18 protein-coding genes, 2 pseudogenes and 1 riboswitch are annotated in these 19,647 nt (G+C 48.7%); of the genes and pseudogenes, 11 read left to right on the forward strand and 9 right to left on the reverse strand.

Translation table 11 applies throughout. The features are described from left to right. Positions 1 to 14: 14 nt before the first annotated feature. Positions 15 to 725: a GntR family transcriptional regulator gene (locus LACZS1_RS13590; RefSeq protein WP_070651576.1), complete on the reverse strand. Its 711-nt coding sequence runs from the start codon at positions 723 to 725 to the stop codon at positions 15 to 17. Positions 726 to 839: 114 nt separating this feature from the next. Here LACZS1_RS13590 and LACZS1_RS13595 point away from each other — a divergent pair, with 114 nt between their 5' ends. Both LACZS1_RS13595 and LACZS1_RS13600 read left to right on the forward strand, forming a co-directional pair. Continuing rightward, on the forward strand, positions 840 to 1,172 hold the full coding sequence (locus LACZS1_RS13595; protein WP_047106810.1) for a PTS sugar transporter subunit IIB: 333 nt from the start codon (positions 840 to 842) through the stop codon (positions 1,170 to 1,172). After that, positions 1,165 to 1,497 carry a PTS lactose/cellobiose transporter subunit IIA gene (locus tag LACZS1_RS13600; protein WP_070651578.1) on the forward strand — a complete coding sequence of 111 codons (333 nt, stop codon included), beginning with the start codon at positions 1,165 to 1,167 and terminating at the stop codon, positions 1,495 to 1,497. The genes LACZS1_RS13595 and LACZS1_RS13600 overlap by 8 nt, the downstream gene beginning before the upstream one ends. Before the next feature lie 176 nt (positions 1,498 to 1,673). On the opposite strand, the gene LACZS1_RS13605 is transcribed toward LACZS1_RS13600, so the two are convergent. Further along, positions 1,674 to 2,225 carry a GNAT family N-acetyltransferase gene (locus LACZS1_RS13605; RefSeq protein WP_010490492.1) on the reverse strand — a complete coding sequence of 184 codons (552 nt, stop codon included), beginning with the start codon at positions 2,223 to 2,225 and terminating at the stop codon, positions 1,674 to 1,676. A 262-nt stretch (positions 2,226 to 2,487) separates the two neighbouring features. Between LACZS1_RS13605 and LACZS1_RS13610 the strand changes: the two genes are divergently transcribed. The 6 genes and pseudogenes from LACZS1_RS13610 to LACZS1_RS13635 all read left to right on the forward strand — a co-directional run bounded on the left by LACZS1_RS13610 (position 2,488) and on the right by LACZS1_RS13635 (position 8,572). Continuing rightward, the gene (locus LACZS1_RS13610; protein ID WP_070651580.1) at positions 2,488 to 2,952 is read left to right on the forward strand and encodes an NUDIX hydrolase; all 465 of its coding nucleotides are present in this window, start codon (positions 2,488 to 2,490) and stop codon (positions 2,950 to 2,952) included. Beyond that, positions 2,952 to 3,440, forward strand: a complete 489-nt coding sequence (locus LACZS1_RS13615) for a kinase (RefSeq protein ID WP_070651582.1) — start codon at positions 2,952 to 2,954, stop codon at positions 3,438 to 3,440. The genes LACZS1_RS13610 and LACZS1_RS13615 overlap by 1 nt, the downstream gene beginning before the upstream one ends. 390 nt (positions 3,441 to 3,830) lie before the next feature. Next, a pseudogene (locus LACZS1_RS13620) lies at positions 3,831 to 4,454 on the forward strand (hydrolase). Between the two features lie 330 nt (positions 4,455 to 4,784). Continuing rightward, positions 4,785 to 6,206 carry an MFS transporter gene (locus LACZS1_RS13625; protein ID WP_070651584.1) on the forward strand — a complete coding sequence of 474 codons (1,422 nt, stop codon included), beginning with the start codon at positions 4,785 to 4,787 and terminating at the stop codon, positions 6,204 to 6,206. A gap of 115 nt (positions 6,207 to 6,321) precedes the next feature. Further along, positions 6,322 to 7,512, forward strand: a complete 1,191-nt coding sequence (locus tag LACZS1_RS13630) for an MFS transporter (protein WP_070651587.1) — start codon at positions 6,322 to 6,324, stop codon at positions 7,510 to 7,512. Between the two features lie 129 nt (positions 7,513 to 7,641). Then, positions 7,642 to 8,572 (forward strand): annotated as a pseudogene (locus LACZS1_RS13635) (aldo/keto reductase). A 129-nt stretch (positions 8,573 to 8,701) separates the two neighbouring features. Here LACZS1_RS13635 and LACZS1_RS13640 read toward each other — a convergent pair. The 5 genes from LACZS1_RS13640 to LACZS1_RS13660 form a co-directional block, all read right to left on the reverse strand. Next, positions 8,702 to 9,067, reverse strand: a complete 366-nt coding sequence (locus LACZS1_RS13640; RefSeq protein ID WP_010490477.1) for a DUF956 family protein — start codon at positions 9,065 to 9,067, stop codon at positions 8,702 to 8,704. Between the two features lie 291 nt (positions 9,068 to 9,358). Then, positions 9,359 to 10,270 (reverse strand): PTS system mannose/fructose/sorbose family transporter subunit IID, encoded by a 912-nt coding sequence (locus LACZS1_RS13645; protein ID WP_070651590.1) that lies wholly within the window; start codon positions 10,268 to 10,270, stop codon positions 9,359 to 9,361. A gap of 17 nt (positions 10,271 to 10,287) precedes the next feature. Continuing rightward, on the reverse strand, positions 10,288 to 11,106 hold the full coding sequence (locus LACZS1_RS13650) for a PTS mannose/fructose/sorbose transporter subunit IIC (protein ID WP_025013158.1): 819 nt from the start codon (positions 11,104 to 11,106) through the stop codon (positions 10,288 to 10,290). A gap of 25 nt (positions 11,107 to 11,131) precedes the next feature. Continuing rightward, a complete protein-coding gene (locus LACZS1_RS13655; protein WP_010490470.1) occupies positions 11,132 to 12,109 on the reverse strand; it encodes a mannose/fructose/sorbose PTS transporter subunit IIA in 978 nt (325 codons plus the stop codon). Between the two features lie 234 nt (positions 12,110 to 12,343). After that, positions 12,344 to 13,615 (reverse strand): MFS transporter, encoded by a 1,272-nt coding sequence (locus LACZS1_RS13660; protein WP_070651592.1) that lies wholly within the window; start codon positions 13,613 to 13,615, stop codon positions 12,344 to 12,346. 100 nt (positions 13,616 to 13,715) lie between these two features. On the opposite strand from LACZS1_RS13660, the gene LACZS1_RS13665 reads away from it, so the two are divergent. Then, positions 13,716 to 14,735, forward strand: a complete 1,020-nt coding sequence (locus tag LACZS1_RS13665) for a helix-turn-helix domain-containing protein (protein WP_070651593.1) — start codon at positions 13,716 to 13,718, stop codon at positions 14,733 to 14,735. A 157-nt stretch (positions 14,736 to 14,892) separates the two neighbouring features. Here the strand turns inward: LACZS1_RS13665 and LACZS1_RS13670 are convergent, their stop codons facing one another. Further along, positions 14,893 to 15,741 (reverse strand): helix-turn-helix domain-containing protein, encoded by an 849-nt coding sequence (locus LACZS1_RS13670; protein ID WP_070651595.1) that lies wholly within the window; start codon positions 15,739 to 15,741, stop codon positions 14,893 to 14,895. Further along, positions 15,738 to 16,613 (reverse strand): helix-turn-helix domain-containing protein, encoded by an 876-nt coding sequence (locus LACZS1_RS13675; protein ID WP_070651597.1) that lies wholly within the window; start codon positions 16,611 to 16,613, stop codon positions 15,738 to 15,740. The genes LACZS1_RS13670 and LACZS1_RS13675 overlap by 4 nt, the downstream gene beginning before the upstream one ends. A gap of 232 nt (positions 16,614 to 16,845) precedes the next feature. On the opposite strand from LACZS1_RS13675, the gene LACZS1_RS13680 reads away from it, so the two are divergent. Both LACZS1_RS13680 and LACZS1_RS13685 read left to right on the forward strand, forming a co-directional pair. Beyond that, entirely contained in the window at positions 16,846 to 17,526 is a 681-nt protein-coding gene (locus LACZS1_RS13680) for a CPBP family intramembrane glutamic endopeptidase (protein WP_070651599.1), read from the forward strand. Between the two features lie 236 nt (positions 17,527 to 17,762). Next, a riboswitch (Lysine riboswitch) is annotated at positions 17,763 to 17,936 on the forward strand. A 106-nt stretch (positions 17,937 to 18,042) separates the two neighbouring features. After that, positions 18,043 to 19,644, forward strand: a complete 1,602-nt coding sequence (locus tag LACZS1_RS13685) for an ABC transporter permease subunit (RefSeq protein WP_070651601.1) — start codon at positions 18,043 to 18,045, stop codon at positions 19,642 to 19,644. Positions 19,645 to 19,647 lie beyond the last annotated feature (3 nt).

A 19,647-nucleotide genomic window follows, 5' to 3' on the forward strand; every position in this document is an offset into this window, starting at 1 on the left:
GAGCCAGCCCAGCCCTACCGCTCCAAATCGATATTCGTCGTGTGGTAATACAGTGTCAGACCCTGATAAACAAAATAAGTTCGTGAAAAGTTGAAAACTTTGCCGCTTGCTAAATAGTTAATCCCATCGAGACAAAGATGATTGGTTTCTACCGGCAGCCCCATCAAGTCAGCATAGTCAGCCGGCAGTGGCAAGGTTTGAATATAGTTCTCAGTCGTACTGCCGACCATGTGATACGTGTTGCGCAAGTATGCAAAGATCGATCCCTGCGCAATTTCAGCCGAAAGATGCGGCACAATGGCTTGCGGAAAATACGATTCTTCCAAGTCATACAGCTGCTTCTTTAAGTACCGCAGTCGCACGACTTGGTAAACCGGATCGCCGCGGGTGACATTACCGCGTTGAGCCAACGCAGCCGTTGCGGGGATCAACGCAAACTTGACGACTTTAGATGTCAGCGGGCCACCTTTTACCATGGCTGTCTGATCAAAACCGATTGACATATTAAGCACCGCGTCCGACTGCGCCGAATGATCAATGACGTAATAGCCGCTGCCCTGAACCCGGCGCACCAGTCCGTGGGCAAACACCACATCCAATGCTTTACGAATCGTGTTGCGGCTGGCTTGATAGCGATCCATCAACACCTGCTCGGTTGGCAGTTTGACCGGATACTGTCCTGCCAGAATATCTTGAATCAGTTGCTCTGCAATATCGTGATACATCGACAACCTCCCCCAATTTCAAATCCTGAAAACGCTTGTAAAATTTGTACCTACGAATTATAATAGCACAAGAAACAGAAAACGGTTACACTTTTTAAAAAAGGAGTCATAAAAATGACAGAGAAAAAAATTATGTTAGTCTGCGCTGCCGGTATGTCAACAAGCATGCTGGTTGCCCGCATGCAAAAAGCCGCCGAAAAAGACGGCATCACCGTTAACATTTTTGCCACTTCGGCTTCCGATGCCGACAACAAACTTGCGGCAGAAAAGCCAGATGTTTTAATGCTCGGCCCACAAGTTCGCTACCTTGAAGGTCAGTTCAAGAAAGATTTAGACATCCCAGTCAGCGTCATTAATATGCAGGACTATGGCTTAATGAACGGCGAAAAAGTATTAAAAGCCTCGTTAAAGGCGATTGATGACAGCAAAGGAGCAGCCCATGAGTGAAGAAGACCAAAGCCTAGAAACCGTCATGGGCTTGATTATCAATGGCGGGAATGCAAAAAGTTCAGCTTTCGAAGCCATTCACGCAGCTAAGGACGGCGATTTCAAACTGGCTGATGAGAAACTTAAAGAAGCCGATCAGTTCTTAACCCAAGCCCACAATGTCCAAAGCGGCATGCTAACGGCAGAAGCACAAGGCGATCACGCCAAGGTCACGTTATTGATGGTGCATAGTCAGGATCATTTGATGAACGCCATCACCTTTTGCGACCTAGCTGGCGAAATGGTGGCACTTTATAAGCGATTAAGTGCCCAAGAAGCCAAATAAATAAACCCTTGCCAGTCACGTGAACCGGCCAAGGCTTATTGTGGTAAAAATGCGGCTCCTTATGCTTCAGTGAAGCTTTCTTTGTTTCCCCCCACTGCTCTGCTGACGCATTCAAATCCTAAAAAGGCCAGCAAAAAAGCGACTTGATTAAGCCGCCTCTTTTGCTGGTCTTTAACTTATTGCTGTTGCCGCAACGCTTGCCATTCCTCACGTAAGATGCCGTATTTAATGGAATCCCAGTAGCGATCCTGATAATAACGAACTTGGCGCACGCGGGCTTCTTGCTTCATCCCTACTGCTTTGGCCAGACCGATCATCCGCTCGTTCCCGGACCAAGTCGTGATGCCTAGATGCGGCAAGTCAATCAGACCAAAAATCCGATCGATCCACTGATCCAGCGCCTGCTTACCAATGCCCTTACCCCAGTAGCTCTCATCGTAAATCACGATGCCCAAGTCCAGCCACCGTTGCAAATCCCCGTCTTCATAATGCGCGGAGACATCGCCGATTAAAATGCCATCCTCCCAAATGCCGTTAACAAAGGGGTTGGCAACCCATTGATAGCCGGTCTGATTAGCTTGATCCTCCTGCATTTGTTTCAGCGTAGGAATGTCGTCATTAAAGTAAGGCCCATTCCACTTGTGCCATTCCGCATTAGGGTCAGAAAAGGCAACTTTCCACAATGTCTCGAGATCTTCAGTTTGAAAATGTTTTAACGTTACTGTCATGTTCGGGCACGCTCTCTTTCTTGATTTGGTTACGGGATTTGCGGAGCTTTAAGTAAAAGGCCGCATTATGTTTCCTAAACGCGGTTACTGGCCACTGATTCACCAATTTCTAAACGCTCCTGCTTGCATTTTATGTTTGTCTAAAACATACCACAATTATTACCCAGGAAATAATCTAAGTGACAACTATGTTACCCTAAATCATAGCATGCCTTTTGTCGTATCTAAAACGGTAGTACTCATTTTTCGGGGAGGAATTTTTTTGGCAGACTATATTAAGCAGGTTCGTGCAAAAGTCGGGCATATGCCGCTGATTATGGCTGGCACGATCGGTATTTTAACTGACGACGCTGGCCGCGTTTTGCTTCAGCAGCGAAGCGATTTTACCGGTGAATGGGGGCTCATCAGCGGCACAATTGAATATGGGGAAACGCCTGCGCAGACAATGGTTCGCGAGTTCAAAGAAGAAACCAACTTAACGGTCGCGGTTGTCTCCTTGCTCGGCGTCAATGGCAATCTGACCCTCACCTATCCAAATGGCGATGTTGCGCAGTGGCTGTGTCCAGTGTTTCTCGTGAAACAATTAAGCGGCAAGTTGAATAGCGATAATGACGAAACCGAAGCGCTAAAGTTTTTCGATCCTGCAGCGGCCCCGCGTTTGTTTAACCAACAACATCGTGAGGCCCTCGCCCATTTCATCGCCGGAGAAAGCGGGTATTTTGACTGATGCATCAACTCGTCATTCTCCGCGGCAATTCCGGTAGTGGCAAAACAACCACTGCTAAAGTCTTGCGTGAACACCTCACTGACACACTTTTGATCTCCCAAGATGTCATCCGCCGCGACATGTTAGCGGAAAAAGATAAGCCTAACAGCCCGAATATTGCCTTAATTGAACTCATCGCTCGCTTCGGCCTGCAGCATGAAAAAGTGGTCATCCTTGAAGGCATTCTGAGTGCGTCGCGTTACGGCCAGATGTTACAAGGATTAATTGCCGCAGCCGATCGTAGTTTCATCTACTATTATGATCTGCCATTTGAAGAAACCCTTCATCGCCATGCCGGTCGCGCTAAAGCTAATGAGTTTGGTGCCGCTAGCATGCGCCGCTGGTTCCAGCCCCATGACTTGTTGGGTGTTCCAGGTGAACAGACGATTCCTGCGAGTTGGTCACAGGATGATGTGGTTGGGCATATTTTGGCTGATCTTAATAGTTGAAAGTGTTTCAAGCCACTTACACTCCTGTTTCTAACTGGCCACGCTGTTCCATAAACGCGTTCGCGTGGCCAGAAACCTGCACATAAGGACCTTGGTCGCAATGGCCAAAGACCGGCCATCACGCCCAAGGCCACTTATGCTCCGGTTTCTAACCGGCCACGCTCACGCTCTTCCAAAACGCGTTCACTGGCGCAGAAGTCTGCGTGTAAGGACCTCAGGCGCAATGGCCAAGCCCAGGCCATCACGCCTGAGGCCACTTACACTCCGACTTCTAACCGCGCCAGTTCACGCTCTGGGCAAAATATTACAGATTTCATCAAGATGGGACTAGAATGATCTGGTAGAGATACTTTCAGATTCGTCATTCACTAAGATTAGGAGTGATTTTAAATGACAAGTTATCCACGGCGTGATCCTGTCACAGATCAGCTACTGACACCAGAAAATTCAGCGTTGATTTTGATTGACTATCAACCAACGCAGGTCGAATCGATCGGCTCCATGAATCATCATGCGCTTATTCAGAACGTGGTGATGACCGCTAAATTGGCTAAAATTTATCAAGTCCCGATCGTGCTTTCAACAGTTAATGTCAAAAGTGGTCGGAATAAGGACACGATTCCTGATCTGAAAAAAGTTCTCGGCGACCAACCAAGTATCGATCGAACTTCGATTAATGCCTGGCAGGATCAGGATTTTGTTGAAGCAGTCAAAGCTACCGGACGGAAAAAGCTCGTCATGGCCGCATTATGGACCGAAGCCTGTCTCACCTTCCCGACACTTGATGCGTTAGCGGAAGGCTTCCAGGTTTATCCGGTTGTCGATGCCGTTGGCGGCACTTCAAAGATTGCCCACGAAACGACGCTGCGACGGGTTGAACAGGCTGGCGCGCAGCTGATTACCAATGCCCAGTTAGCTTGCGAGTAGCAACGTGACTGGAACCGGACCGATACTTTGCCGGATTTCGTTAAAATTTTGCTCGAAAACGGTGACTTCATCAACTTAGGCGCTTAATCTTTTTTAAACGATGCGGTTAACGCCAACAGCAGTTGATGTCTTTTAAAATCGAATATTAATGTCCTTAGGGGCAATGGCGTGCTTAGCCATTGCCCCTATGATTTTCAAGAGCGCGAACAGGAGCGCTTAGAAATCGGAGTGTAAGTGGCCTCACGCCTAAATGGCTGGTCTTTAGCCATTTAGGCGTGAGGTCCTTACACGTAGATTTCTGCGACTGTGAGCGCGTTTAGCATCGGAGAACTTCGGCGCTTGGTCTTTTGGCCATTTAGGTCTGAGGTTCTTATGTGCAGACTTCTGCGCCAGAGAACGCATTTTGGGGGAATTTATATGCAGCGTTTTTCAACTGGATCCAAGCGTTGGTGGTTACTGATAGCATTAGGTTTTTTCGCTTTTATGACAAATCTTGATGGCTCGATCGTCAATATTGCGATTCCGATTATGGCGAAGAACCTGGACGTTTCGGCGAGCCGCATGGAGTGGACAGTCTCACTGTACCTGATTGTTCTAAGTGCCTTACTGCTGCCGTTTGGCAAACTTGGCGACCGGATTGGCAAACGCCGGATTTTCAAGTGGGGCACCGGTACCTTCGTGGTCGGGTCATTGATGGCTGGCATTAATCTTGGTTTCAATTTTCTGATGGTGGGCCGCATGGTGCAAGCCATCGGGGGTGCGATGACCTTGGCAAACACTTACGGGATTGTGACATCGACGTTTGCCCTGGCCGAACGCGGGCGCGCTATGGGCGTTGTTAGCACGTTTGTGGCGCTTGGCGGTGTGGCCGGTCCTAGTCTCGGCGGTCTCATTTTGGCGCATTTTAGTTGGCCGATGATTTTTCTGATCAATGTGCCGATCGGCGTTGTCGCATTGGGGATCTCGCTGTGGTCAATGGATAACGGAGAACCGCAACCCGGCACGTATGACAAGTGGGGAATGGTACTGCAAGCCACAGCCATCGCCAGCGGTTTCTGGGGACTGAATTTGGCTCAGCAAAGCGGCTTCGGCGATCCGGTTGTACTCGCGACCTTTGCTTTGGCCATCATCAGTCTGGCGGCATTCCTGATTTTTGAAAATCATCAGAAGACGCCGTTGTTGCCAATGAGTATTTTCCGGGTTCGCATTTTCACTTTAGGGGTTCTAACCGTCTTCTTCATTTTCATGGTTCAGTTTTTCAGCACCGTTTTAATGCCCTTCTACCTCGAAGATGCGCGCGGTTTAACGCCAGGCGCGGCAGGCACCTTGCTGTCACTCTATCCATTGATGATGGTCTTCTTTGCACCATTCGGCGGCTGGTTGGCCGATAAGTGGCAGGTACCGGCTGTTGCATTGCTGGGCAGCCTGCTCATTGCGGCCGGCAGCATTGTCGGTGCATTTTTAAAATTGGATGCACCGCTCATGGTTTATATCATCAGCACCCTTTTGATCGGCATCGGCAGTGGGCTCTTCCAATCTCCCATCGGCGACGTGGTCATGTCAGTGGTGCCAAAAGATCAGCTGGGCATTGCCGGCAGTTTCAACGCGCTTGCCCGTAACCTTGGCATGGTCAGCGGTACCGCGGTGGCGACAACAGTTTTGTTTGGAACAATGAGCCAGCTGGCCGGTAGTCGGGTCACCACTTATCCGACGAACCATCCGGAATACTTTATCACTGGCCTTCAGATCGCCATGTTGGTTGCTGCAGGACTGGCATTGCTGGGTGCCATTGCGATTGGGTTGACGATTAAGCCGTGGCAGGTACATGAGAAGAATTGATGGTTGAGGTTCTTACAATACTTTTCTCTTCGGTTTCTAACCGCGCCAGTTCACGCTCTTTCGGAAAAGTGCTAGCATTAGACTGCTAAGCACTTTTCGAGGAGGAACTTGACACATGGAGAAGCATCATTCGACCACCTTGCTTACATGGGGCATTCTTTTGGTGGGGGCTAATTTGCGCTTGCCGATTACCATGATTCCGCCGCTGCTGCCGACGATTGAGCATACGCTGGGGTTACCGGCTTCTATGGCCGGTTTATTAACGACGATTCCGCTGCTGATGTTTGCCTTGGCATCGCCTGTTATCGCCAAAATGGGGAATCGCCGCGGTAACGAGTGGAGTTTGCTTGTTGCGCTCGTGATCTTGTTACTCGGCAGTTTGTTACGGATTATTCCCAGTTTAATCGCTTTAATCGTTGGCACGTTGCTGATCGGCTTTGGGATCTCTGGTGGGAATGTCTTATTACGGGCGATTATCAAAGATCAGTTTCCGCAGTCAATCGGCGCTAAAACCAGCTTGTATACCGTGACCATGGGACTGGTCGCTTCGCTGGGGACCGGCTTGGCTGGCCTCTTAAACCAGCAATTTCATATGAAGCTGACCATGGCGGCTTTTTCACTCGTCGGCGTGGCCGGCCTCGTGATCTGGGCATTGGCGTTGCGCACTTTGCCACCGGTCAAAACCTGGCAAGGCAGTGCCCGCAAAAACGTGGCTGTCTCTCATTCACTGTTGGCTTGGTGGATTGCTTTATTTTTCGGCCTACAGAGTTTTCTCTATTACTCCCTCCTGACCTGGTTGCCGAGTCTGTGGCAGGCTGCCGGCTTCTCGCAACTAACCGCGGGTAATCTGGCTACGATTTTTCAGTTGAGCGGCATGCCGGCGACATTATCCATTCCATTTATTGCCGAACGGCGCCACGGCCTTGCTTACAGCGTCTGGGGCATTATGCTGGGCTTTGCGCTAGGCGCCTTGGGTATTCTTATTCCCGGCGCTAACTTCGGCTTAAACGTGATTTTCTCCCTGCTGATGGGCGTTGCGTCCGGGGCAGCATTTGCCATCTGCATCGTCTTCTTCCAAAAGAAAACGGCCGATGCATACGAAACTGCCAGTCTATCCGGCTTCGCCCAAAGCTTGGGATACTTATTCGCGGCAGTGGGTCCGATGCTTTACGGCTTTATCCAGACGCTCACCGGATCGTGGAATCTGCTTTTGTGGGTCACCGTGGTCTTAACCCTGATCATGTTTGTGGTTGGGCTGGTCATCAATGCAACTCCCAGCATTTTCAGCTCTTCAGATCGAAAATAGCGTTTGCACATTAGGCTTACTTTTTCTAAACTGGCATTATGTTAGGCTCATATTAATTCGCTCGCTGGCGCAGGAGATTGCATGTACCCGCGCCGACTCACGCTCACTCAAAAATAAGGAGATTACTAAATGGCACTTACAACAACCATCGGAAAAAGCAATGTTGTTACCGGCAAGCTCGGGTTGGGCACTAATAAGGTTGGCGGGCATAATCTTTTCCCCAACTTACATGACGAAGACGGACTGGCAGTTGTGAAAACAGCGTTGGATCACGGCATCGACATGCTCGATACTGCTTATATGTATGGCCTGGGCCAATCCGAAACCTTGATTGGTCAGGCAATTCAAGGTTATGATCGTGCGAAAATTATTTTGGCGACCAAAGCAGCACAAGACCCCCATCAAGATCTGAAGCCCAACAACGACCCCAAGTTTTTGACCCAAGCAATTGATGACGCGTTGCTGCGGCTCAAAACCGACTACCTCGATATTTTCTATATTCACTTCCCTGATGAAAAAACCGATAAAGCCGAAGCGGTCAATGCTGTCGCTAATGCCCGCAAAGCCGGAAAAGTTCGCGCCATTGGGGTTTCCAATTTTTCACTTGATCAAATCAAAGAAGCGAATCAGGATCAGCAAGTTGATGTTGTAGAAGACAATTACAGTCTTGTGCACCGCGATGCCGAAACCACCCTGTTCCCTTATCTCCGGGAACAACACATCAGTTTCGTTCCGTACTTCCCGCTTGCCTCTGGGTTATTGACTGGCAAGTATGGTCCGAATGACGCCGAAAAGTTCAGCGGCCGTTTTTCCGCTTCCCAGTTCAAGACGATTCTGGCCGCCCTTACGCGAAGTCGACGGCATCGCGGACGCGCATCAGGCAACCATTGCCCAGATCATGCTGGCCTGGTATATGAAAAATCCGGATATTGCCGTGGTCATCCCCGGCGCACGCTTGCCGGAACAAGCCGCTAGCAACGCCGACGCTTTGAAAGTTCAACTGCGCGATCCAGAATATGGTTCTATCAATGAACTGTTTAAAGAATTTCGCCCTAAGTAACGTTAGCGGTCAAGACTGATGTCGATGTCGCGCTACAAATATTAAGCATGCAAAAAGGCAGCTTGCCATTTCCGTTGCTCCGGAATGGCAGGCTGCTTTTTCTTGATGCCTTCTGATAGAAAACGCAATTTATTTTTTGCGGGTAAACGCTCGTTTCACGACTTGCCAGAAAGTCAGTGACTTGACAATCCGATCGGCAGGAATGTGCTCACGAATGGCGCGCAAGACTTTCTTGGCATCTTTTGCCGCAAACGTATACGTCCCGTTCTTCTTGGTTTTAATGGCAAAACGCGGAATCCATTTGCCCCTGAAGATGACAGACGCAATGACCCAGTTAACTTCATCCCAAGGAATTTGATAAAAGTCATGCACATTTTTTTCGTTGAAAAATTCGAAGCCTTTATCGCCGATCATGATCTTGCCGTAGACCGGCATTCCCATAAAGGCTGTGCCTTCCATCACTAATTCTGATTTGGTGTTGATTGATTGAACCATTTTTTGCCATCCTTTTAGACTGATCTTGTTTGGTGTGGTTAGAAGTTCTGTGTGGGAGTCTGGAGCCTAAATCTTACGCGGGTTGCCCGAAACGCCACAAACGCGTTCACAGGCCCAGAAACCTACGTGTAAGGACCTCAAACCTAAATGGCCAAAGACCAGCCATTTAGGTTTGAGGCCGCTTACACTCCGGTTTCTAAGCGGGCCTGTTCACGCTCTTCCATTATAAATCAAAAGCCCAGACTTTGTGTCTGAGCTTTTGGGCGTTTTGTTCGATTTTGGTAATTTGTCTTACATCAAACCGATGACGTGGAAGACAACCCCGACGACGAACAGGCCAAGGATAATGACGATTGGAGAAACCTTCTTCTTCAGTAACCACATGCAGAACAAGGTGAGCAGTAAGCCCATTAAGCCTGGAATCAGCATATCCAAGTTATCTTGTAACGTTGTCACTTTATTCTTTGTTAGTGACAGTCCTTGAGATTGCAATTCCAAAGCCTTTTGGATGCCTGCCTTACCGCTTGGCAATGAACTCCAGTCAATGTAGGCACCCTTCTGGTTCGGAACATCCGAAACAACTGGCGTGAACTTGACGGAAACCCATCGATTGACCAGTGATCCCAGAATGAACATACCTAGGATTGTGGCACCCTTCGTAACTTCCTGTAGCAAGCCACCGGAAAGGTCTTCGGTAATCTTGCTCCCGGCTTTGTAACCAAATTCCTGAGTGTACCATAGGAACGCCATACGGATCGCATTCCAAAGTACGAAGTAAAGGATTGGCCCCATTAAGTTGCCGGCCATCGCCAGCGATGCGGCTAACGCACCGATAATTGGCTTAACCGTGAACCAGAACACTGGATCGCCGACACCAGCTAGCGGACCCATCATCCCGACTTTGACACCCTGAATGGCTTTGTCATCAATCGGGGCGCCATTGGCACGTTCTTCTTCCAGCGCCATCGTAACACCCAGAATCGGTGATGCCAGATATGGGTGAGTGTTAAAGAATTCCAGATGCCGTTTTAAAGCAGCTGCGCGGTCTTCTTTGGTGTGATACAAACGTTTCAGCGCAGGAATTAAGGTGTAAGCCCAGCCACCGTTCTGCATACGTTCGTAGTTCCAAGAACCTTGAAGGAAGGTTGACCGCCACCAAACCTTAATTCGGTCGCTTTTTGTGATATGAACTTCTTCAGCCATGTTTGTCAACCTCCTTCTCAATAATTGTCAATAATGTCGCCGACAGGATCACCGGCACCACTATTATTTGAGCTGCCGCCATTACCTGAACCGCCGCCTTGCTTGGACAGTGCCAAGTAAATCAGTGCTAAGGAAATACCAATAGCACCAAGGCCGATTAAGGTAATTTCTTTGACAGTCGCCAGAACAAAACCAATAGCAAAGAATGGCCATACTTCGCGGGTCGCCATCATGTTAATAACCATGGCATACCCAACGGCAACAACCATGCCCCCGCCAATGCCAAGACCTTTGGTGAGCCAATCAGGCATTTGTTCAAGCAATGCCCGCACTGGGCCGGCACCAACGGCAAGGATCAAGCCGGCTGGGATGGCAATCCGCAAGCCCTGCATGCAGATCGCAACCCATTGCCAGAAATCAATTTTACGGAAACTACCTTCTTCAGCAGCGCGGTCCATGATATGAACAATCGCGGTTGCCAAGGTACGAACCAAAGTGGTCAGCAACAAACCGGCAACGGCCAGTGGAACCGCAATCGCGATCGCTGAGCTAATGCCTTTAGTGCCCTGACCGCCAAGAACAAGAATAATAGCTGATGCAACTGATGCCAATGCAGCATCGGGTGCGACGGCCGCGCCAATGTTGGCCCAGCCTAAGGCGATCATCTGCAACTGCCCGCCAAGCATCAAGCAAGGGGTCAAGTCGCCGGTCACAAGTCCGATCAACGTGCACGCAATAACTGGCTGATGGAAGTGGAATTCATCCAAAATACCTTCCATACCAGCAAGGAATGACACGATGAGGACCAGAATGATTTGAATAAAATTCAAAGTCATAAGTCTTCTTCCTCCATTTCAAAAATTACTTCTGCGCATTCAGTTCGTCTTGAGCTTTCTTCAAAATCGCGTTCATATCATCCGGATGATCGGATGGCACTTTACGAACGTCGAATTTGACGCCATCTTTGGCCAGTTCGTGGAAGGTATCGATGTCCTTCTGGTCAAAGGCCAGCACTTTATTAGGCTGAACCTTACCGACTGAATGCGACATTGAACCGATGTTAAGCTCCTTAATCGGAACACCGCCCTGAATGGCGCGTAATGCGTCTTCAGGGGTTTCAAATAATAGCAATGCGCGTTGACCGCCAAAATGCTTATCATCTTTGGCCAACTTAATCATCTGATCAATCGGAACAACGTGTGCCTTGACGCCAGATGGTGCCGCTTCCTTAATTAGGTTCTTCCGCAGCTCGTCTTTTGCCACTGTGTCAGAGACAACAATAATCCGCGTCGGGTTCGTGGTCTTAGTCCAAGTGGTTGCAACCTGACCATGTAACAAACGTGAATCAACCCGGGCCAGAACATACTGGAATGATCCCGGTTGGCCAGCATTGGCTGTACTTGGTGCGGCAGCTTGAGCAGCTGGCTTCTTCACCTTGTCCAGTGATTCTGGCTTAATCTTGATACCGTCACGTCCGGCTTCAAGTAAATGTGCGGCAATGTCTTGTGCAGAATCCATTGACAGCCGCGAGCCATAAGCCTCAATCAGCATCGGCAAATTCAGTCCGGTCACAATCGCCCATTTATCCTTGTGTTCCTCATAAATCGTGTTCGCTTGGTTAAATGGTGATCCGCCCCACAAATCGATCAAAAACAAAACTTCATCGTCTGGGTCGAACTTAGCGATCGCATCTTCGAGGTGCTTGTGCAAGTCATCCGGGCCTTCATCGGGCATGAAGGTCACAGCTTCGACTTTTTCTTGCTCACCGAAGATCATTTGACCGGATTGCTTGATGCCAGCAGCGAATTGGCCATGACTAGCAAGAATGATTCCGACCATTATTACGCCTCCTAAAAATTTGTGGTTGCCTCGAAAATAATATCTGCAAAAAACAAAAATAATCAAAAATACAAGGCTTCCCAATAAGTTAGTATGACTTCCTCCGCGCCGCTATGCAAGCATTTTCACTTAAAATGAAATTTAAAAAAAGAAGCGCATACATTCAGTACGCACTTCTAATTGGTATCTATCAAAATTGGTATATTGGTCGATACCAATTAATTTAAAGTCTGACTAAGCCTTTTCTGACTGGCCTTCGGAATCGGTAAAGACTGGATCGGCAATGCGCGTTCCTACCAATAAGAGCACTAATAATAACACGGCTGACAACGCCGCCATGAGCATCCAGCTTGCCGCAGCGCTCACGACATTTGCCAATGTGAAGAAAACCACTTGACCGACCGGCATACCTAAAAGTGCCACTAGGTTAACGACTCCTGCTGTTGTCCCCATCTGCTGTTCAGGAACGAGCCGCATCATCACCGTCGACACCCGCGGGTTGATTTTGCCCATGAGATAGGATGTCAGAAAACTAAATCCCATGACGGCAGCAAGCGAACGGAAAAGAAAGAAACTAAAACTAAGCCCAATCATCGCCGCTGTCAAAAGACTCAGCAGTTTGAACGTACTGAGCCGCTGCAGGCCATCCTGAGCAAACAGTGCGCCTAAAATCAGCCCTACCGAGAAGACGATGTTCAACAACGCAACTGTCGTACCAAAATCACGCAGCCACATGCCAGGTTGCTGGACCAGGGATACCGACATTAAGCCATCCACCGATGAGCCCAGTGTATTGACAAACATTGCGAAAATGATGACTGCTAAAAGAAAACGGTTGGTTGCAAGAAATTTGAGCACATTGCCAATATTTTTGAGAATCGGCTGATGCGTATGCGCAACAACTGGTGGCTCGGCCTGTTTTAAGCGACTCTTTTCCCGGGTTATAACCCAAGCTGCGAGTAAAAACGTAACAGCATTAATCCCGCCAAACAGCGCATAATTGTGGTTAAGTAACACAATCAGGCTCGCACCGACTGCCTGAAAAACCATTTGAACTGTCGTACCGGTCGCGCTTTGAAAACTAATCGCCGTGTTCAATTCTTTAGCGGGAATCAGCCGATGCAACAGTGGCAGCACCAGACCATTCCCATATTGTCCCAGGGTGTCAGAAAGTATATTGATGCCAAGCAACAGCAAAAACAATGGCAAGCTGGCAGGCAGCAAAATCATCCCTGCCAACCCTAGGAAAAGCAATGTTTGACCAATGCGCGTGGCCACCATATGGCTGGTTTTGGCCTGGGTTCGATCGGCCAGACTGCCAGTCACCAGTGACAGCATTGTTGGCAAGCTGGTGGCCATCGCTGCCAATGTGACGGCCAGACTTTTAAACGGCATCGTGGCCGCGTAAATGATAAACACGATGTTATACAGGCTATCGCCAATCCCGCTTAACAAACTGGCATTTAAAATGGCGCGATAACCCCGATTATTGAAATATTCATGCATGTTGCTACCTCCCTGCAGCCAAGCATGTCATTTTCGATTCGTACTTGGTTTGTACTTTGAGTGTAAGCAGGCTACACTCAAGGCGAGGTGAAATTCCACTATGGTAGAAAAAATCAATCCTACTGACGGCGCCGTCTTCCGCCAACTCCGGCGCAACCATCATCTGACCTTGGCACAGGTAGCCGATGCGCATAATTCCATTGCTTTCATTAGTAAGTTCGAACAAGGCCGCTCCAATATCAGCTTTGCCCGCCTAAGTCATCTGCTCTTCCGCATCAATATTTCGGTGGAAGAATTCATCTTCATTCGCGATCTTCAGGCAGGCGCCGTACCGCCAACGACTCACACACGGTTTGTTTACAACACTTTAGTTCACCGCGACTTTGAAGAGGTTATCGCCTATCAGGATCGCTTTAACGTTGAAAATCCCACGTTAGCAGACTATCAATATTTATTGAAGCAAGAAAAGGTTTGGCAGAAACGATACGAGCACGACCACAACCGCCAAACCCAATTTGAACTCATTAGCATCCAGATTTTCCGTCTCACCATGATTGATCGCGTCAAGCCGCCTGACCAGCCATCACCATTCAAAAATGTGACCGACGCCATGGCCCAATTGCAGGAACGCGCCAAACCACTGGTCAGCTATCTCTACTCGGTTGAAACCTGGAATTACTTTGAACTTTATTGGTTCCGTCATCTCATGGTCGCCTTACCTGCTGAAACCATTCAAAACTTGTTGCCAATAGCGATGAAGCGTTCGGAAAAATATCGCGCCTTCAATCAAATCGGCAATCTGCGGATTCAGACGCTCTTCTCCGCCTTCACCGTGTTCATCAACACACGCCACCTAACCGATGCCAAGAAAGTCCTCACCACTGCGGAAAAAATTTTGCATGACACAAACGACCTCTCAAACTCCGCCCTCCTCTTATTTCTCCGCGGCTGGTACCAAGCCGTCATCGGCCAAACCACGGCCGGCTATGAGTTATGCCAACAAGCCATCAGTTTGGAGCATATTTTGGACCAACCGACGCAAGAGCGGTGGCTGCGGTACTTATTAAAAGTCGTCCGCATCAATATCAAAGATCCGCAGAGTGGCGCATATTTTCTCTGACTAAGAGCCCTTTATCGCGTCAGAAAAGGTGCCCCCGCTTTCTTGGCTCAGGACGTTTCACGTGGAACATAACAAAAACGGACCCACAATCAACTTATTTTCGCTGATCACGAGTCCGTTACAAACTGCTACTATCCTAAATTTCCAAAAACCGAACTCAGGCTTCCTTCCCACACCGCTTTGCCTCAGCCAAGGCCTCCAAAGCCGGCAGCCAACTTGCTGTCCAGTCCGGTGCCGCAACCTCATTCAACAACGCCTTCAGTTGGGCAAGCTCTTGCCAACCGCGCACTGCCATGCTTTTATCCGGTGAATAAATCATCACTAAACGCTTGGTGCAGGCAATCTGAAACTCAACCCCCATGTCACCAACCGTGGCCTGCCGAATTAACGCGAGCGTTTCCTGTGCGCTGTCCAGCTGCCCTGCAGCAATGTACCGAAGCGAGGCGGTTAAAAAAGCGCGATTGGCCAGATTCAAATGATCCTGTGGCGTGTTGGGTGTTTGCACTTGGTTTGCAAAAGCCTTGACCAGCCCTTCCAAATCCTTCATCGCAATGATGCCGGTTAATTGAAGCGCAATCAGCCGCAACAACAGCGACCATTCCGTTGTATGCGTCAACAACGACCACGCCTGTTTACGTTCACGTGCCAACACGGAAAAGCGTTCCGGCGCATGGTTATGCAGCGTCAAATGCAACAGCAACCGTTGATTAGTATTCGCCAGCGGCAACTGGCGTAAGATACCTGCCAACGCCTGAACATCTGCCTGCTGTGCCGCCACCAGATAACGGTGCAAAAATGGTAATGGTGCATCCGAGCGTGAAGGCGTGAACGCATCCCAGTCCAGATTTAATCGATCCAGCAATAGGAAAAAGCGATCAGCGGCCAACTGCGAGGTGCCATTTTCAAATTTTGAAAGGCTTGATACCGAAACAATGTCGCCAGCAGCTTCTTTTAACGTCAGCCGCCGTTCTTTACGCAATCGTTTGAATTGTTCACCGATCGTCATTTTGCCTGCGCCTCCTCCTTCAGGAATCGTCGCCAACTTTTCGTCAATAACTGGGCAAAAAACGGTGAGTCCAATAACGCTAGCGTTGCAAGTAAGTTTTTAACCGCAGTTTTGGCCGCCCGATGCTGGCCGCGATGATAAGTCAGCAGCTGCTCTTGATAGCGCAACATGATCCGCGCATAGAGATCATCGGCCGGAATGGGTAAGTTCTTGGCGACGTTGAGCAGCCGCACAGCATCCACAAACTCCCGACGATGAATCAGCAAGGCGATGCTATTCGTCAAAATCGCCCACAGATACTGGTTCCGGGTTGGATGGCCCTTCACATCCGGCCAGTCCAAAACCAGCTCCATGACCAAACTCATCAGTTGCTCATGGTCGTATATCACCAAGGTGGCGGCAAAGAGATCAAGCTCGTACAATCCCCAGTACCGAATCCGTTTCAAATACTTGATGACATCGGCTTTCATCTGCGGCGTTGTCTGAAAACTCGGGTCCGTAAATCCATTGTGGGCCAGAATATTAATCTGATTCAGTCGGTAAAAAATCAGGCCGGTTTGCCGCCACAAGCGATACTGCTTTTGTGCTAACGCCTGCAACGCTGACTTACCGGCAACCGTGGCCCGATTAACCTGTTGGAAAAAATTCTCCGGATTCAATGCCCGATAGCCTTGTTGCATCAACTCAACATCTTGGTCAAAGCGCGTTAACAGTTTTAAAACAACGGCTGCACTGAGCTGGGTCTCCCCCCGTTCAAAGCGTGACAAAGTAGCGGCTGTCGTAATCCCGGCCGCAATTTCTTCCAATGAGTCATTTTCCTCAAGACGCAACGCCCGTAAATAGGCCCCGACTTTGACAGGCTCCTCCGCCATCAGCACCCGCCCCTTTTTATGAGAAGTTTATTAGACAAATTTAACACGTTTTGTCATTTTTTCAAAATCGAAATATTTTTCTGTGCTTTGCATTTGTTAATCTGTATGTTTTTATTTTTAGTCTGTGCCTATTTTTAAACTTGTTAACCATTAACGCTAATTGTTACAATGGGCGCGTATTTATGTAGCCCAGTTTTTTAGAGCATTCAAAAGTCTAAAGAAGGACAGATAATTGGGGAAAATAATATCCATTGGCGGTTCACTGCTAAAGCACTCTCTTCTCCTCACAGGCATCTTACTGCTTGATATCTTAACCGAATTCCATGATTTTTTTACAATCAGCAAATTGCAGCAAGACCAATATGAAGTTCTAGTGATTGAACTAATATTAAAGGGGGCATTCATTTGGTTTCTTCATTGGCTGTATTTCCGGCAATTAAAACGTTTTAATCCAAATGGTTATGGCCTAAAGCCACTTTCGAGAAAGAACGTGCTTATATTTCTCATTGGGGTTGCGTCTCTCTTCGGGTTTCTGTGTGTTGAATCTCTCACGCCTTTCAACGCGGACAATGCCACGAATCAGGTGCTTGTTAACAAATTCATTCGAACTGCGCCACTATTAGCTAGTGTTGACGCTGTATTAGCGGCCCCAATTATTGAAGAATTTATATTACGTGGTATTTTCTTTAACTATTTTTTCAACAAGAACACTATTATGAGCAAAATTTTCGTTGTCTTAGTCTCTGGCTTTGTGTTTGGGTTGCTTCATGAACCTCATTTCACCGTCAATCTTTTAGTTTACTGCACCATGGGATGGCTATTTGGTTCCGTTTACGCGCTTACTGGGGATTTACGCTATAGCATCGCACTGCACATCCTTAATAACGTCTTAGCTTTTGTCTCTATGTTTTGACAGAGGTTCAAAAATGCTTCTCGTAAGTATGCCTGCAAATATAATCTTCTCCCACCATAACGCGTTCACTGCCGCAGAAGTCTGCGTGTAAGAACCTCAGGCGCAATGTTCAAAAACCGGCCATCACATCTGAGGCCACTTACACACCGACTTCTAACCGCGCCAATTCACGCTCACATCCAATTGACATCCACCTCCCATTCCGCTACACTCGATCTTGACATTTAAATACACCACCAAGAAATAGAGGTTGCGGTGGGCAACGAAAACTGGGGAGTGCCGGATCATGTTGAACCAGTCGTAAGTGCCACCGCCGAAATGTCGGGCCGTGTTCGGACGATCCGCATTGGGCCATGAGCACATAACTCATGGACTGTCGAAGCAAGTTGCTTCGGGGCGCTATGATTCTGGTTTATGACTAAAATCGATGGAATCGACCTTTATTGCTTGTTCAATAAAGGTCGATTTTTTGGTTCCAGCTCTATTTCCCACTACAAGAAGGGAGAATGTCATTTTATGAAAAAACACTGGGTTGCACGTTTGGGTGTTCTGGGGCTCGTATTGAGCCTATTGCTTGGCGGTTTTGCCGCTAAGCCGGTTAATGCTGCGAGCGACGACAACACATTCAAAGTCGGTATGGAAGCCGGCTATGCACCGTTCAATTGGACACAGAACACAGATGCCAATAACGCGGTCAAGATTCAAGGCAGTCATGAATACGCTAATGGTTACGATGTTCAGATTGCGCGGAAAGTTGCTAAGGCACTGCACAAGAAAGTCGTCGTGGTCAAAACCTCTTGGGATGGCCTGCCACCTGCTTTAACTTCCGGCAAAATCGATGCCATTATCGCCGGGATGTCACCAACACCGGATCGGCGCAAAACGATCGATTTTACCAATCCGTACTACATTTCCAACCTGACTATGGTCGTCCGCAAAGATAGCAAATATGCAAAAGCCAAGAGCATTGCTGATTTTAAAGGCGCCAAAGTGACAGCTCAACTCAGTACTTATCACTATCAGGCGATTAACCAAATCAAGGGAGTCGTCAAGGAACCGGCCATGAATGATTTTCCGGCGATGCGGGTGGCCTTGGAGTCCGGCACCATTGACGGCTACGTTTCCGAAGTTCCTGAAGGGATCACGGCAGAACGCGCCAATCCGAACCTGATGTATATCCATTTTGCGAAGGGTCAGGGGTTTAAAACCGATGCCAGTGACACCAACCTAGCAATCGGTTTGCGGAAAAACGATCCCAATAAGGCTAAAATCAATGAACTGCTCGCCACGATTTCCAGTAAGGAGCGGGCTCGTCTGATGAACGAAGCGGTCGATAATCAGCCTTCGACCGAAAAGAGCGGCAACTGGTTCATGGCCATTATGAAACAGTATGGACCGATGCTCTTGCGTGGTACCGGTATGACGCTGCTGCTGGCATTGGTCGGCACGCTTGTCGGCTTCATCATCGGCTTGTTAGTCGGCATTATTCGCACCACGCCAAAACCCAAGAAGTTGGGACAGCGCGGTTTGCGAGCCGTTATCAATTGGCTGCTTTCCTTGTATATCGAAGTCTTCCGTGGCACGCCAATGATTGTTCAGGCCGCGGTCTTGTACTATGGCGCCGCTCAAGCCTGGCACCTGAACATGGATCGCACCACCGCCGCGCTTTTGATTGTTTCGATTAACACTGGCGCCTACATTTCCGAAATTATCCGTGGCGGGATTATTTCCGTTGATGAAGGACAGTTCGAAGCGGCCAGTGCGCTGGGCATGACGCATCTGCAAACCATGATGAAAGTCATCCTGCCGCAAGCGGTTCGTAACTCCCTGCCAGCGGTCACGAATGAGTTCATTGTGAACATTAAGGATACGTCCGTGCTGTCGGTTATCTCGGTTTCCGAACTATTCTTCAGCGGCGAAACCATTGCCGGGCAAAGCTTCCAGTTCTTCCACACTTACCTGATCGTCAGCGGCATCTACCTCATCATGACCTTCACCATCAGCCGCCTCTTCCGGCTCATCGAAAAACATCTCGACGGACCCAAAGACTACAACGTGATGAACAATCAAATGCAGGTTGAAACGCCAAAAATCGGCACCGCAAAAGAGGGGGACTAGCTC

The sequence above is a fragment of the Lacticaseibacillus zeae subsp. silagei genome, from assembly GCF_030770335.1.
In the GTDB taxonomy this organism is placed as follows: Bacteria; Bacillota; Bacilli; order Lactobacillales; family Lactobacillaceae; genus Lacticaseibacillus; species Lacticaseibacillus zeae.